The sequence below is a fragment of the Streptomyces sp. E2N166 genome (assembly GCF_003671715.1).
Taxonomy (GTDB): Bacteria; Actinomycetota; Actinomycetes; order Streptomycetales; family Streptomycetaceae; genus Streptomyces; species Streptomyces thinghirensis.
Window position 1 is genome coordinate 760054 of sequence record NZ_RAIF01000006.1, and the last position, 13515, is coordinate 773568.

Here is a 13515-nt window from a genome sequence, read left to right on the forward strand (position 1 = left end):
GGGGCCGACCGTCTGATGGGCCGGCTGGAGGGCGGGCGCCGGGCAGGCGCCGGGGGTGGGTGCGCGGCCCGGCGTCGCGGGGTGCCACTGCGCCCACCCGTTCCGCCCCAGCGGCACGACTGCCCGCAGCTGAGGCGGCAGCAGCAGCAACAGCGGGCTGCGGGCTGCGGGCTTGGAAGGCAGTGCCGCTGGGGCGGGGGAGCCGGTCAGTTGTCTCGGTATGCCTCCAGCAGCCGCAGCCATACCTCGCTGATCGTCGGGTACGACGGGACCGCGTGCCACAGGCGGCTGATCGGCACTCGTCCGGCGACGGCGACGGTCGCGGAGTGGATCAACTCGCCGACGCCGGGGCCGACGAAGGTGACGCCGCGTACGATTTCGTCCTCCAGGTCGACGACCATGCGGGCGCGGCCCTTGTAGCCGTCGCCGTACAGGCTCGCGCCGGCCACCGTGGCGAGGTCGACGTCGACGGCGCGGACACGGTGGCAGGCCTGCTCGGCCTCGGCCAGGGTCAGGCCGACGGAGGCCGCCTCGGGGTCGGTGAACACCACCTGGGGGACGGCGTCGTGGTCGGCGGTCGCGGCGTGCGCGCCCCACGGCCCGGAGTCCAGGTCCGGTACGCCGGAGGCGCGGGCGGCGATGGCGGCGCCCGCGACGCGTGCCTGGTACTTGCCCTGATGGGTGAGCAGGGCACGGTGGTTGACGTCGCCGACCGCGTAGAGCCAGTCGTGGCCCTCCACTCGGAGGCTGTCGTCGACGGGGAGCCAGGAGCCCGGTTCCAGTCCTACGGTGTCCAGGCCGATGTCGTCGGTGCGGGGGACTCGGCCGGTGGCGAAGAGGATCTCGTCGGCCTCGACGCGGTCGCCGGTGTCGGTGACGGCGACGACGGTGCCGCCCTCGCGCTTGACGGACTCGACGGAGGTGCCGGTGCGGATGTCGACGCCGGCCTCGGTGAGCGCCTCGGCGACCAGTTCGCCGGCGAACGGCTCCATGCGGGCGAGCAGGCCGTCGTTGCCGCGTACCAGGAGGGTCACCCGGGAGCCGAGGGCCTGCCAGGCGGTTGCCATCTCGACGGCGACGACCCCGCCGCCGACCACGATGAGCCGGCCGGGCGCGCTCTCGGCGCTGGTGGCCTCACGGCTGGTCCAGGGGCGTACCTCGGCGAGTCCGGGCAGGCCGGGCAGGGCGGCGCCGCTGCCGGTGCAGACGGCGACGGCGTGCCGGGCGGTCAGTACCCGGCGGGTGCCGTCGGGTGCGGCCACCTCGACCATGCGCGGCCCGGCGAGCCGGCCCTGACCGCGGTACAGGTCGGCCCCGACGCCCTCCACCCACTGGACCTGGCCGTCGTCCTTCCAGTGGGAGGTGAACTCGTCGCGGCGGGCGAGGACCGCCGCCGTGTCGAGAGGGTCTCGCACCGACCGGCTCAGACCGGGCAGGCGGCGGGCGTCCGCGCGGGCGAGGACGGGGCGCAGCAGGGCCTTGCTGGGCATGCACGCCCAATAGGAGCATTCGCCGCCGACCAGTTCGCTCTCCACGATCGCGGTGGACAGTCCGGCCGCACGGGTGCGGTCGGCGACGTTCTCCCCCACGGGGCCCGCGCCGATCACGACGACGTCGTACGCGATGGAATCCGATTGCGTCATGGGGTCAGTCTGGTGGGTGGTGTGCGACGTGGCCACATGGGTACGTGCGCGGAATACCCACCAGGTCGGCAGTGTTGTGCCGACGGTTTACGCACCCGAACCCAGGAAGAGGGTCACACCATGAGCAGCACCGTGGAGCTCACCAAGGACAACTTCGACCAGACGGTCACGGACAACGAGTTCGTCCTGATCGATTTCTGGGCGTCGTGGTGCGGTCCGTGCAAGCAGTTCGCCCCGGTCTACGAGAAGGCGGCCGAGGCCAACCCCGACCTCGTGTTCGGCAAGGTGGACACCGAGGCGCAGCCCGAGCTGGCTCAGGCCTTCGGCATCCAGTCGATTCCGACGCTGATGATCGTCCGGGACCAGGTGGCCGTGTTCGCGCAGCCGGGCGCGCTGCCCGAGGAGGCGCTGACGGACGTCATCGGCCAGGCCCGCAAGCTGGACATGGAAGAGGTCCGCAAGGCGGTCGCCGATCAGCAGGCGCAGGCCGAGGGCCAGGCCGGGCAGGACGGCCAGTAGCAGGCCGATGGAAGGTCAATAGCAGGCCGGCGGCGGCGGAGCCAAGCCGTCCGACGGTCAGCTCGACTCGCGGTGCACCACCGCCGCGCCCAGCACCTCGTGGCGCTCTGGCGCGGCGGTGGGGTCGTGGACCGCGCGGTCGACCAGGGCGGCCAGGTCGCGGCCGGAGGGCAGCTCCAGGTGGACGGTGCTCAGCCGGGGCCGCAGCAGGCGGCCGAGCATCAGGTCGTCGGCGCCGATCACGGCCGCGTCGGCCGGGATACCGAGGCCCTCGTCCTGCATGGCCCGCATCAGCAGCATCGCGTACTCGTCGTTGTACGCGAACACGGCGTCCAGGCCGAGGGAGCGCCAGCCGGCGGCCAGCCGGGCGGCGTCCCGTTCCTCGTAGGCGAGGGGCAGTTCGGTGACGGTGGCGTCGGTGTCGCGCACGGCGCGGCGGGCGCCGGCCAGGCGCGGTGCCGAGAAGACCTCCAGCCCGTCCTCCGCGGGCACGACGACGCCGATTCTCCGGCGCCCGCGGTCGTAGAGGTGGCGGGCCGCGGTGTGGCCGACGGTCCCGTGGTCCATGAGCAGTGCGTGCGCTCCCTCGACGGCCTCGGGTCCGAGGGTGACGACCGCCCGGGCGCCGGAGCGTTTGAGGACCTCCACGCCCCGCGGGCCGAGACCCGAGCCGGGTACCAGGACGGCGACCGGGCGCAGTTCCGCCCACGCCCGGGCGGCCTCGTCGTCGTACAGGCCGACGGTGCCGTACTGCACGACGGTGTAGTCGAGGCGGCCGAGGGCCCCCTGGAGTTCGCTGAGGAACCGGCTGTAGAGCGGCCCGGCGGGGAAGGACGGCGCGGGCATCAGCACCGTACGGCTGTGTCCGGCGCGCAGGGAGCGGGCCGCGGCGTGCGGGACGTAGCCGAGTTCCCGGGCGGCCTCGTGGACGCGGCGGCGGGTGGGGTCGCTGATCCGGACGGCGCTGGTGTTGTTGAGAACGTAGGAGACGGTCGCGCGCGAGACGCCGGCCAGGCGGGCCACATCGGCGCTCGTGGGGACGGAGCGCGGTGCGAGGGACTCGGCGGCGGGCTGTTTCGGTATCTGCACCATGACGTACGGCATCCTGGCAGAAGCCGGGTACGGGGCGACGGGCGGGGCGACACCGTCCGGATCGGACGAAATCCCACCCGAGGACGCTGCGGCCGCGGGGTCAGGCCGGGTGTTCGGTGCGGGTCACCCGCGCGACCAAGTCGAGCCAGCCCGCCTGAAGCCGCGCCGGGGGCACCCCGCACTGTTCGGTGAGGTGGTGGACCAGGGCGGCGTCGAGGTACGCCAGGAGCGTGTGGGAGAGGAGTTCGCTGTCCCCGTCCGGGACCGCCTGCCGCAGCAGCAGGGCGACGTGGCCGCGCAGGAAGCGGCGCGGTGCGGAGGTGTAACGGCGTTCCGCGCTCGGCTCCGCGGCCAGTTGCAGGTCCATTTCGTCGATGGAGCGGCGCAGCATCGCGCAGCCGAAGGCGCGCAGCCGCTCGACGGGCGGCGCCCCGGGCCCCAGGGGCGGCGGGCCGCCGAGGAGCGCGGCCTGGAACTTCTTCTCGGAGTGGTCGAGGAGCGCCATGAGCAGGCCGGTGCGGTCGCCGAAGCGGCGGAAGACCGTGCCCTTGCCCACCGAGGCCGCCGCGGCCACCGCCTCCATCGTGACGCCGGCCGCGCCGTGCTCGGCGACCAGCCGGGCGGCGGCCTCCAGCAGCCGGGCCCGGTTGCGCGCGGCGTCGGCGCGCAGGCAGGGCTCCTCCTCGGTCCCCGTGCCGACTTGCAGCAACTCAGGGGGTCCGGCGGTCTCCTGGGGTTTCGGGAAGGGCGGCAGGGCGGCGGACATGAAGCCAGCGTAAAGCATCGGGAAGAAAACTGGACCGCGGTCCGTTTGGGATGTTAGAAATTAAACGGACCTCGGTCCGGATCCTTTACGGCAGTGTTCCAGCAGCGTCTGTTCCCGCAGCCTCTGCTCCGTCAGTAGGAGTACTCATGTCTGTCCGCATCCTTGCGCTCGTCGGCAGCCTTCGCGCCGGTTCGCACAACCGCCAGCTCGCCGAGGCGGCCGCCAGGTTCGCGCCGGAGGGCGCCGAGGTGCAGCTGTTCGAAGGGCTGGCCGAGATCCCCTTCTACAACGAGGACATCGACGTCGAGGGCAGCGTCCCGGCCGCCGCCGCGAAGCTGCGCGAGGCCGCCCAGGCCTCCGACGCCTTCCTGTTCTTCTCGCCGGAGTACAACGGCACCATCCCGGCCGTCCTGAAGAACGCCATCGACTGGCTGTCCCGCCCGTTCGGCGCGGGCGCCTTCGCCGGCAAGCCCGTCGCCGTCGTCGGCACCGCCTTCGGCCAGTACGGCGGCGTGTGGGCGCAGGACGACACCCGCAAGGCCGTGGGCATCGCCGGCGGCAAGGTGATCGAGGACCTCAAGCTGTCCATCCCCGGTTCGGTGACCCGTTTCGCCGAGACCCACCCGGCCGACGACGCCGAGGTCGCCGCCCAGCTGACCGAGGTCGTAGCCCGGCTGCACGGCCACGCGGACGAGGCCGTCGCCGCCTGACCGGCACACGGGACGCGTACGGGACCGGAGCTCCGCCGAGCTCCGGTCCCGGCGTGTGTACCGGCGTACGTGCCGCTGTACGTCAGGCCACCGCGGTCGGCCAGGCCCCGCGGTTCCTCCAGCGCGGCCGCGACCGCCGGACGCCGGTGACCGCCGCTCCGTGTGCAGGTCAGCAGCTTGCGGTGCGGCCGGTTGACGCGGGGCACCCGGACGATCGGCAGCTGCGGGGCGAGCCGGGATATCGGCGCGACACCGAGCCCGTGGCCGACCAGGTGGCCGACGACGTTCCAGTCGAGCGCGTGCTGGACCACGTCGGGGGTGAGACCGGCGGCACCGCCCCCTCGCGGCAGGCCCTCCCGCGCGGGCTGCCGAGGCACCGGCCCACCAGGGCAGGAAGTGAGCAGGAGCGACCCTCACATGTCCGAGGTTCACGCGGGAGCCGTCATCTCCTTGACTGGTCGCGCAACCGAAGGAAGCGCGACCTCATGGGGGTACCTATGCACCGCACGAAGAACGTCGCCACGGCCGGGCTGGCGGCCACGGTCTCGGCCCTGGCCCTGACCGCCGCCGGGTTCGCGGTTCCGGCGCAGGCCGCCCCGTCGGCACCGGCGGCGGCCGGCGTGGACTGCGACGGCTGGGTGCACAACAACAACCCGGACCACGGCATCGCCGGCTGCAGCAACAACACCGGCCGCACCGTCACCTTCCGCGCCGAGGTCGTCTGCGGCTGGGCACCGGACGTCTCGGGACAGTGGGTGACGCTGGCGCCGGGGCAGTACGGCGAGTCCTCGGGCGTCTGCGCGATCTACAGCTCGGGGGTCGGCAGCGTGGGCTGGACCATCCAGTAGGCCTTCTGGCCTTCGTCACACGTCCCGCCCCTGGTCCTGTCTCCTCGCGGCCCACAGGCTCGTCGCCGTGGTGACCGCGAGGACGATCACGATGAAGCCGAGCGAGAAGGGGATGCCGATCTCGGGGACATCGGCCCCGGACTCGTGCAGCGCGTGCAGGATCAGTTTGACGCCGATGAAACCCAGGATGACCGACAGGCCGTACGAGAGGTGCACCAGCTTCTTCAGCAGACCGCCGATGAGGAAGTACAGCTGGCGCAGGCCCATCAGAGCGAACGCGTTGGCCGTGAACACGATGTACGGGTCCTGGGTCAGGCCGTAGATGGCGGGGATGGAGTCCAGGGCGAACAGGACGTCGGTGGAGCCGATCGCGAGCATCACGACCAGCATCGGGGTCATCACCCGCTTGCCGTTCTCCTCGATCCACAGCTTGGTGCCGTGATAGCGGTCGGCGACACCGAAACGGCGTTCGATCGACTTCAGCAGCTTGTTCTCCTCGTACTCCTCGTCGTGCCCTCCCTTGCGGGCGTCCTGGATGAGCTTCCAGGCGGTCCAGATCAGGAAGGCGCCGAAGATGTAGAAGACCCAGGAGAAGGCGGAGATGATCGCCGCGCCGGCCGCGATGAAGGCGGCGCGCAGGACCAGGGCGACGATGACGCCGACCATCAGTACGCGCTGCTGGTACTGCGAGGGCACCGCGAACTTGGCCATGATCAGGACGAAGACGAAGAGGTTGTCGACACTGAGCGACTTCTCCGTGATGTAACCGGCGAAGAACTCACCCCCGGGGCCGGCGCCCGCGAACACCAGCAGCCCCACGCCGAACAGACAGGCCAGGACCACCCAGACGGCCGTCCAGATCCCGGCCTCCCTGATCGACACGTCGTGCGGCTTGCGGCCGATGAAGAAGTCGGCGGCGACGAGGACGCACAGGCCCACGACGGTCAGCAGCCAGACGCTGAGGGAGACGTTCACTGGTGCTCCTGTGGCAGGCGGCGGGAGGGGACCACGTACACGTTCCTCGTCAGGGTGTTTCCACGGAGCGGCCCAGGCAACCCGGCACCCTGCGCGGCCTGCGCACCGAGGCCGGCGGGCCGGCCGACTCCGACGTGACGGGAGCCCCCGGATGACCACTGCCCCCTCGCATCCGCACCCCGCCCGGCCGGGCCCGCGCATCGGCGTGCTCGGCTCCTACGGCGGCTTCAACATCGGCGACGAGGCGATCCTGACCTGCGTCCTGAGCTGTCTGCGCGCGCAGCGGCCCGACGCGCGCCTGGTCGTCCTGAGCCGGAACGCGGAGCACACCCGCACCCACCACCCCGACGCCGACGAGGTGGTTCCCTGGGAGGGCGTCAGCCGCAACCACGTCCTGGACGTGCTGCCCGGCCTGGACCTGCTGGTCCTCGGCGGCGGCGGCATCCTCTACGACGGTGAGGCGCGCCGCTATCTGCGGCTGGTGCGCGCCGCGCAGACCCGGAAGGTGCCGACCTTCGCGTACGCCGTCGGGGCCGGGCCGCTGACGGACGCCGAGGACCGGGACGCGGTGCGCACCGTGCTGGCGGGCATGGACGACGTCGTGGTGCGGGACGAGGAGTCCCGGCTGGTGCTGGAGGAGGTCGGCCTGGAACGCGAGGTCGCGGTCACCGCCGACCCGGCCCTGCTGCTGGGGCCCGAGCCGTTCACCGAGGCCATGATGCGGGACGAGGGCATCCCCTCCGGCGCCCGGCTGGTGGGAATGTCGGTGCGCGAACCGGGGCGGGCAGCGGAAAAGCTCGACGAGGGCGACTACCACGCGCTGCTCGCCGACGTCGCGGACTTCCTCGTGCGGCGGCTGGACGCACACGTGGTGTTCCTGCCGATGGAGCGGCACGACGTACGGCACGCGCACGCCGTGCTGTCCCACATGACCGCGCCGGACAAGGGCAGGATCCTGCACGGCGACTACAGCCCGGGGCAGGTCCTCGGCTTCATGCGCCATCTGGACGTGGCCGTCGGCATGCGGCTGCACTTCGTGATCTTCGCGGCGCTCACCGGCGTGCCGGTGCTGCCGCTGCCCTACTCCGGCAAGGTCTTCGACTTCGCGCGCCGGCTGGGCGCCCCGGCGCTGGTGGGCGTGGCGCGGGAGCAGGCCGGGCTGCTGCTGGCGGAGGTGGACCGGCTCTGGGACGAGTATCCGCAGCGCCGGGAGGACTTCCGGTCCCGGATCCGGGAGCTGTCCGCGGCGGCCCGGGAGACCTGCGTGCGCTGCGGCTCGCTGCTGGACGAGATCGACGCGATCGGCGACGGACGGCGCGCACGGACGGCGGGCCCCGAGCCGTACGCCGACGAGCCGCGACCGTTGCACGCCTGACCCCCGAGGAGAGCGATGCCGATCCTGGAAGAGCCCCGCGAGCCCCGCACGGTCACCCTGCCCCCGCGGCCCGCCCGGCACGGGGGCCGGTGCGACGTCCTGGTGGTGGGCGGCGGTCCCGCCGGCTTCGCCGCCGCGGTCGGCGCGGCCGACACCGGGGCCGATGTCGTGCTGGTCGAGCGGTACGGGTTCCTCGGCGGCAACGCGACCGTGGCGCTGGTGATGCCGCTGATGTCGTTCCACAACGAGCACAAGCAGGCCGCGTTCACCGAGTCCGGGGACACCTCACGGCTGCTGCCCACCGACCACGGCGAGGGCGAGCCGGTGGTCGCGGGTGTGCTGTGGCAGCTGCTCGACCGGCTCATGGGGCGCGGCGGCTGTCTGCCGCCCTCGCCGAAGACCGGGTACACGGTCCCCTTCGACCCGGAGCTGTTCAAGCTCTCCCTGCTCGAGATGATGGACGAGTCGGGGGTCCGGATGCTGTTCCACTCCTTCGCCTCCGGCGCGCTGCCCCTCGACGACGGCTCCGGCTGGCGGGTGGTGTTCGAGACGAAGTCGGGGCCCGTGGTGATCGACGCCGGGGTGGTCGTGGACGGCACCGGCGACGGTGACGTGGCGACCGCCTGCGGGGCGCCTTACGAGATCGGCCGGCCCGAGGACGGGCTGGTGCAGCCCATGACGCTGATGTTCCGCGTCGCGGACTTCGCGCGGCCGGACTTCGCCGACTACGTGCGCGAGCACCCCGACCAGTGGCGGGGCGTGCACGGCCTGTGGGACCTGATCGAGGAGGCCAGGGCCAACGGCGAGCTGCGGCTGCCGCGCGAGGACATCCTCTTCTTCGCCACCCCGCACCCGCGCGAGGTCGCGGTCAACAGCACCCGGGTCAACCGCGTGCTCGGCACCAGCGTGTGGGACCTGACCCGCGCCGAGTACACGGCCCGGCGCCAGCTCTCCCAGATCGACCGCTTCCTGCGCACCCGCGTGCCCGGTTTCGAGGAGGCGTACGTGGTGCAGAGCGGCACGCACATCGGCGTACGGGAGTCCCGGCGCGTGCTCGGCGACTACCAGCTGACCGGACACGACATCCTGGCCGCGCGCACCTTCCCGGACGTGGTCGCGCACGGCGCCTACCCGGTCGACATCCACAACCCGCGAGGCTCCGGCACCGTCCTCAAGCGCGTTCCGCAGGGCAGCTTCTACGACATCCCGCTGCGCTGCCTGGTGCCCCGGGACACCGAGCGGCTGCTGGTGGCCGGGCGCTGCATCTCCGGGACGCACGTGGCGCACTCCTCGTACCGGGTCATGCCCATCGCCATGGCGACCGGGCAGGCGGCCGGGGTGTGCGCGGCGCTGACCGTCCGGCACGGGCGCGGTCCGCGCGGCCTGCCCTACCGGATGGTCCAGCACGAGCTGCTGCGGCAGGGGGCCCGACTGCGCGTCTAGATCTCGATCACGAGCGGCGTCGGTCAGCTCGCCCAGTCCAGCAGGCGGTCCCGGGTCTCCGGGGCGCGGAGGTGGTCGAGGGACGCCTTCTCCAGCTGGCGGACGCGCTCGCGGGTCAGGCCCACCTGCTGTGCCACCTGGTGCAGGGTGCGGGGGCGGCCGTCGTGCAGGCCGTAGCGCAGGCTGAGGATCAGGGCCTCGCGGGGCGCCAGCGTGCCGACGGCCTCCCGCAGTTCCTCCGCGAGCGCCTGGAACTCGGCGACCTCGGGTGCCTGGAGCACCTCGGTGTCGGGGATGAGGTCGCCGACGACGGTCTCGCCCGTCTCGTCGACCGGGGTGTCCAGGCTGACGGCGTCCCGTCCGACGCGGCGCAGCCAGACGACCTTGTCGCCGTCGATGCCGCTCTCGGCGGCCACCTCCTCGGCGGTCGGCTCGCGGTCGAGGCTACCCCGGAGCTTGCGCTCGACCTTGGCCAGCTTCTGCAGCTGTTCCACGACGTGCACCGGCAGCCGTACCGTGCGCGCGTGGGTCGCCAGGCCCCGCTCGATGGCCTGGCGGATCCACCAGGTGGCGTACGTGGAGAACTTGAAGCCCTTGGTGTGATCGAACTTCTCGACGGCCCGGATCAGGCCGAGGTTGCCCTCCTGGATGACGTCCAGGAGGGGCAGCCCGCGATGGGCGTGGCGCTTGGCCATCGACACCACGAGCCGCAGGTTGGCCCGCACCATGTGGTCCTTGGCGGCCTGGCCGTCGTGGACGGTCTCCTCCAGTGCGCGACGGCGACCGGGGGCCGGTGCGGGCTCGCCGGTGTCGGCCGACTCGAGTTCCTCGATGGCCCGGACACCGGCCTCGATGCGCCGCGCCAGGCTCACCTCGTCCTCGGCGGTCAGCAGCGGGGTGGCGCCGATCTGGGCGAGGTACTGGCCGAGCAGGTCCGGTTCCTCGTCGGGTTCGGGGATCCGGCTGCGCAGCCGTGCGGTGCGGGCGGGGGCCCGGCGGTCCTGCCCGGGGTCCGCCGCTGGGGTCGGGGTTCGTGCCAGGGGGGCCATGTCGTTTCCTCCGTCCCCCTTGTGGAGTCCTGGGGTCAGCGCGGGGCAGAGGCGCCCCGTTCCCGCCGCAGCCGGCCGGCCACGACCATCAGGTCCGCCGCCGCCAGCAGGACGAACGCCGCGCACACGGCGGCGAGCGCCACCAGGCTGCCGCGTCCGGGGCTGTCGCCGGGGCCGGTGTCCGCGGCCCACACGCCGAAGAACGCGGCCCCGGCGACGAACAGCGGCAGGAAGACGGCCGACAGCAGCAGTCGCAGCCGCAGCGGGCTCTGTGCGGTGACCGGTTCGGTGCCGGTACGCGTGAGGCGGCGGCGGCCGATCGCGCCGGACCGCGCGCGTGGGTCGGGTCCCGTGGCCCCGTCGGGGCGGCGTCGGTCACTCATGCCTTGCCTCCGTAACAGGAGTCGGGGACGCCGGCGCTCGGAGCGCCTCAGTGGTCGGGCGCGGCCCTGCTGATGTCCGCCAGGGCGGAGCGCGGGTCGTCGGCGGCCGCGAGGTCGCCGAGGGTGACGACGCCGACCGGGACGCCGCCGTGTTCGACGACGGGGAGCCGCCGGACCGCGTGACGTCGCATCAGCTCGGCCGCGCGGTCGGTGGTGTCGTCGGGTTCGAGGGTCACGACGGGCGGGGGTGTGCACACCGACCCGACCGTGGTGTCGTCGGGGTCGCGGCCGTCGGCGACGCTCCGCAGCACGATGTCGCGATCGGTGAGCAGGCCGAACAGGTCGCTGTCGTAGGTCACGAGGACGTCGCCGACGTCCTCCTCGCGCATCAGCCGCGCCGCCCGCGCCACCGTGGTCATGGGCTCTACGGCCACCGCGGCGGGTGACATCACGTCTCGGATGCGCCGTGTCATGGTCGCGCCTCCCGGGGTGTGGGTGCTCGGTTCCGTGCGGGCCGCGTAGCCCGCACCCGGGCCGGTAAACCGTTCTCCGGCGGCCGGCTCAGCCGAGGTCGATCAGGGCCAGGCCGAAGTCGGGTCGGTGGGTCTTGGCCAGTTCGGCGGGGCTGTCCCGGACGACGACCTCCAGCGTCGGCCAGACCCGCCCGGACAGCAGGTGGCCACCGCGGGTGGACCCGTCGGACAGGCCCACTACGGCGTGCAGGTGCGGGGTCGGCCCGTCGTCGGCGACGGTGACGTCACCGATCAGCGACAGCACCTCGCACTGCTCCTCCACGGGGATGGGCCGGTAGTCCTCGGCCTGCCGGTCGAACCAGCCGACGACCGCCTCCGAGAAGGCGCCCACGGCGGTCACCTGGGAGGCGCCGAGGGAGCGGTCACGGGCGAAGGCGGTGAGCTCGGCGACCGCGTCCTCGCCCGGGTCGAGCACCACCACGTACACCGCGGACGGACCGTCCTGCACCTGTCGCCACTTCATGCCCGCCGAGTACCCGGCGCGGACCGGGGCAACCCGCCCGGTCGGCGTCCTGCCGCCGGGATCAGCGCCCGGCCGCCAAGGTCGCCTACCGGCCCCCTGGCCGGCGTACTGTTCCAGGCCTTCGAGTCCCGCCCTGGTGCGGCCCCGCCGAGGCGGGGCCGAGTGCCCGGCGGATCACGGCGAGCCAGTCGTCGACCGGTCCGAAGGTGAGCAGCCCGCTGCCCGCGCCCGCCAGTTCGCCGGACGCGGGCAGCAGTCGTCGGTACGTCCGCTCCAGGGCCGGGTGGTCGCCGAGTTCGAGGGCGAGTGCGGCCTCGGCACAGCACAGGGCCTCGTACAGGAGGTCGGGCGGCGGCTCCGGGAGGGCCCTCAGTGCCGTCCGGGCCTCGGCGTCTCGGCCGTCGGCGAGGAGGGCGAACGGTTCGGCCCAGGGGCGGTACGGTCCCCAGTCCGCGCGCGGGTCCACCTCCGCCGGGCGCCCGCGCGCCAGGCGCAGGCCCAGCAGGGCGAGGGGCAGCAGTCCGCGTTCCAGGCCCGGCATTCCCGCGCCGTCGAGCCCCGCGGCGGCGGACCGGTAGGCGGCCTCGGCACTGTCGTACGGGCTGCCGGTGGCGGCCCGGCGCAGGGCTCGGTACCACTCGGTGAAGACGGCCACGAGCGGCCGTTCGTGCCGTTCGGCCAGGCGGTCGACGGCGGTGGCGTGCTCGTCGGCGGCGGTGAAGTCGGCGAGTGCCGAGCGTGCCTGGAGCCGGATCAGATGGCCGAGGACCGCGTAGTTGACCAGGCCGTGCCGGGCGGCGAGGGCGACGAGTTCGGCGCCGGTCGCGTCGCGTCGCGGGGCCAGTCCGGCGGTGGTGCAGGACTGCATGAAGACGCCGTTGAGGGCGAAGGCGAGCAGCGCGGGATCGTCCAGGCCCCGGGCGATCCGCTCGGCCGCGTCCGCGGCCCGCGGTCCGCGCGGGGACCGGACGCCCCGGGACTCCAGGGCGACGGTGGCCAGCAGGCGGCAGCGGTCCGCTTCGGCGGTGGTGCCGTCCGGCAGGGCGGCGAGGGTGCGCTCGGCCGCCTCGACGATCCGCCGGGCCCGTTCGGGGTCGTCGCTGCGGGTCCAGATGGCGGGCACGTCGTAGGCACCGATCACCCGGGCCGTCAGTTCCGCGTCGCCCGTCTCCTCCGCCGCCGCGACGGCCGTCGTACGGTGTTCCCGGGCGGCCTCCAGACCGCCGCCGCCGGTGACCGCGAGGGAGCGCAGCAGGCCGACGGTCGACTCCAGGCGGGCGTGGGCACCGGCGGCGACCGTGCGGTCGTACGCCTCGGTGGCGCGGGCCCACAGCCGGGCCGCCGCCTCCGCCGGCTCGCTGGGCGGGTCCAGGCCGGGGTCCTGGGCGAGGATGCCGGCCTCCAGGCGGCGCAGCCGGGGCCCGGGGTCGACGCCCAGCTGTCCGGCGAGCAGGGCGCGGGCGCGGCGCAGCACGGCGAGGGCGTCCGCCTGGCGTCCGGTCCGGTACAGGGCCAGGGCGAGCAGGCGCCAGGCCTCCTCGCGCCAGGGGTGCTCGGTCAGGTGCGCGTCCAGGTCGGGGACCGCCTCGGCGGCGCGGCCCAGCTCCACGAGCAGTTCCGCGCGCCGTTCGACGGCACGCAGCCGCAGTTCGGTGAGCCGGGAGCGCTCGCCGCGGGCCCACTCCGCCCCGCTGACCTCGGCGTAGGCGGGCCCCC

Annotated in this window: 14 protein-coding genes and 1 pseudogene; 5 read left to right on the plus strand and 10 right to left on the minus strand. The window is 73.6% G+C overall.

All coding sequences use genetic code 11. The features are described 5' to 3' along the window. Window positions 1-206: 206 nt before the first annotated feature. Window positions 207-1643, minus strand: coding sequence for an NAD(P)/FAD-dependent oxidoreductase (locus tag EBH09_RS03940; RefSeq protein ID WP_121745590.1), 1437 nt, complete (start codon window positions 1641-1643; stop codon window positions 207-209). 120 nt (window positions 1644-1763) lie between these two features. Between EBH09_RS03940 and trxA the strand changes: the two genes are divergently transcribed. Continuing rightward, the gene (gene trxA / locus EBH09_RS03945; protein ID WP_121745591.1) at window positions 1764-2162 is read left to right on the plus strand and encodes a thioredoxin; all 399 of its coding nucleotides are present in this window, start codon (window positions 1764-1766) and stop codon (window positions 2160-2162) included. Between the two features lie 57 nt (window positions 2163-2219). Here the strand turns inward: trxA and EBH09_RS03950 are convergent, their stop codons facing one another. Further along, entirely contained in the window at window positions 2220-3254 is a 1035-nt protein-coding gene (locus tag EBH09_RS03950; RefSeq protein ID WP_121745592.1) for a LacI family DNA-binding transcriptional regulator, read from the minus strand. 100 nt (window positions 3255-3354) lie between these two features. Next, on the minus strand, window positions 3355-4020 hold the full coding sequence (locus EBH09_RS03955) for a TetR/AcrR family transcriptional regulator (protein WP_121745593.1): 666 nt from the start codon (window positions 4018-4020) through the stop codon (window positions 3355-3357). Between the two features lie 146 nt (window positions 4021-4166). On the opposite strand from EBH09_RS03955, the gene EBH09_RS03960 reads away from it, so the two are divergent. After that, the gene (locus EBH09_RS03960) at window positions 4167-4730 is read left to right on the plus strand and encodes an NAD(P)H-dependent oxidoreductase (RefSeq protein WP_121745594.1); all 564 of its coding nucleotides are present in this window, start codon (window positions 4167-4169) and stop codon (window positions 4728-4730) included. Between the two features lie 98 nt (window positions 4731-4828). On the opposite strand, the pseudogene EBH09_RS38535 reads toward EBH09_RS03960, so the two are convergent. After that, window positions 4829-5065 (minus strand): annotated as a pseudogene (locus EBH09_RS38535) (LysR family transcriptional regulator); the annotation flags it as partial. Between the two features lie 150 nt (window positions 5066-5215). Between EBH09_RS38535 and EBH09_RS03970 the strand changes: the two are divergent. After that, the gene (locus tag EBH09_RS03970) at window positions 5216-5578 is read left to right on the plus strand and encodes a hypothetical protein (protein ID WP_238697175.1); all 363 of its coding nucleotides are present in this window, start codon (window positions 5216-5218) and stop codon (window positions 5576-5578) included. A 15-nt stretch (window positions 5579-5593) separates the two neighbouring features. Here EBH09_RS03970 and EBH09_RS03975 read toward each other — a convergent pair whose 3' ends face one another. Continuing rightward, a complete protein-coding gene (locus tag EBH09_RS03975; RefSeq protein ID WP_121745596.1) occupies window positions 5594-6553 on the minus strand; it encodes a TerC family protein in 960 nt (319 codons plus the stop codon). Between the two features lie 151 nt (window positions 6554-6704). Here EBH09_RS03975 and EBH09_RS03980 point away from each other — a divergent pair, with 151 nt between their 5' ends. Together EBH09_RS03980 and EBH09_RS03985 are read left to right on the plus strand one after the other, a co-directional pair. Next, entirely contained in the window at window positions 6705-7928 is a 1224-nt protein-coding gene (locus tag EBH09_RS03980; protein ID WP_238697176.1) for a polysaccharide pyruvyl transferase family protein, read from the plus strand. A gap of 15 nt (window positions 7929-7943) precedes the next feature. Continuing rightward, the gene (locus tag EBH09_RS03985) at window positions 7944-9371 is read left to right on the plus strand and encodes an FAD-dependent oxidoreductase (RefSeq protein WP_121745597.1); all 1428 of its coding nucleotides are present in this window, start codon (window positions 7944-7946) and stop codon (window positions 9369-9371) included. A gap of 23 nt (window positions 9372-9394) precedes the next feature. Here the strand turns inward: EBH09_RS03985 and EBH09_RS03990 are convergent, their stop codons facing one another. The 5 genes from EBH09_RS03990 to EBH09_RS04010 all read right to left on the minus strand — a co-directional run. Continuing rightward, window positions 9395-10420, minus strand: coding sequence for a sigma-70 family RNA polymerase sigma factor (locus EBH09_RS03990; RefSeq protein WP_121745598.1), 1026 nt, complete (start codon window positions 10418-10420; stop codon window positions 9395-9397). A gap of 35 nt (window positions 10421-10455) precedes the next feature. Further along, window positions 10456-10803: a DUF6343 family protein gene (locus EBH09_RS03995; protein ID WP_193776096.1), complete on the minus strand. Its 348-nt coding sequence runs from the start codon at window positions 10801-10803 to the stop codon at window positions 10456-10458. Between the two features lie 47 nt (window positions 10804-10850). After that, complete coding sequence (locus EBH09_RS04000) at window positions 10851-11276, minus strand: CBS domain-containing protein (RefSeq protein ID WP_121745599.1); 426 nt, start codon at window positions 11274-11276, stop codon at window positions 10851-10853. 88 nt (window positions 11277-11364) lie between these two features. Beyond that, entirely contained in the window at window positions 11365-11799 is a 435-nt protein-coding gene (locus EBH09_RS04005; RefSeq protein WP_121745600.1) for a PPC domain-containing DNA-binding protein, read from the minus strand. A gap of 85 nt (window positions 11800-11884) precedes the next feature. After that, a partial coding sequence (locus EBH09_RS04010) for a BTAD domain-containing putative transcriptional regulator (RefSeq protein WP_121745601.1) occupies window positions 11885-13515 on the minus strand: 1631 nt, incomplete at its 5' end.